The sequence below is a fragment of the Caballeronia ptereochthonis genome (genome assembly GCF_001545075.1).
Taxonomy (GTDB): domain Bacteria; phylum Pseudomonadota; class Gammaproteobacteria; order Burkholderiales; family Burkholderiaceae; genus Caballeronia; species Caballeronia ptereochthonis.
The window spans coordinates 1-966 of the sequence record NZ_FCOB02000105.1; the positions used below are offsets into that span (position 1 = coordinate 1).

A 966-nucleotide genomic window follows, 5' to 3' on the forward strand; every position below is an offset into this window, starting at 1 on the left:
CGACCTTAAAACCGGCGGCGCGCTCGACAATCGCGGCGGCACGCTACAGGCGGCAGGCCGCGCGACGGTCAGCGCCCGCTCGCTGGATAACACGGCGGGTCGCATCGTGTCACTGAACGGCGACGGCCTCGCGGTGAGCACGAGCGGCACGCTCGTCAACGGCGCAGGCGGTTCGATCGGGACAAACGGCGCGCTCGATGTCTCGGCCGGCACGCTCGCGAATCAAGGTTCGATAAGTGTGGCGGGTAACGCTGCGATTCAAGCGCAGAGCATCGACAACCACGCTGGCAAGATAACGTCGGGCGGTGTATTGACCGCCACGACGAGCGGCGTATTGCAGAATGCAGGCGGTACGCTTTCCAGTGCCACGACGACCGTCTCGGCCGCGTCGATCGACAACACGAACGGCGACATCAACGGCGACGCGCTCAATGTTTCGACGTCCGGCGCGTTCGTCAATCGCGGCGGCAAGATCATCCAATACGGGGCGAACGATCAACGCATCACAGCGGGCGGTGCGCTCGACAACACAGGCGGCACAATCGCATCGAACGCGGCCAACCTGAGCGTCACAGGCCAAAGCATCGCGAACGACGGCGGTGCAGTCCAGCACGCGGGGGTGGGGGCGCTCGCGCTCAATTCGAACGGCGCGCTCTCGAACGCTTCAGGCAAGCTCATCACAAACGGCGCGCTCGCGCTCAATACAGGCGCACTCGACAACCGCGCAGGCACGATCCAGGCCGCAAGTCGCGCCGACGTGCATGCCGTCTCGCTCGACAACACGGCGGGCCGTCTGGTGTCGCTCAACGGCGACGGCTTGGGCGTCTCGGTCACCGGCGCGCTCTTGAACGGCCCGAACGGCGTCATGGGCAGCAATGGCGGGCTCGACCTCACGGCGCTCACGCTCTCGAACGCGGGACAGCTTACCGCCTCGGGCGACGCGCACGTGCATGCGCAGACGCTCGA

The 966-nt window shown here is 66.4% G+C and carries 1 pseudogene; it reads left to right on the forward strand.

Annotated features, from left to right (window positions below):
• Window positions 1-966: pseudogene (locus tag AWB83_RS35655) on the forward strand (hemagglutinin repeat-containing protein); the annotation flags it as partial.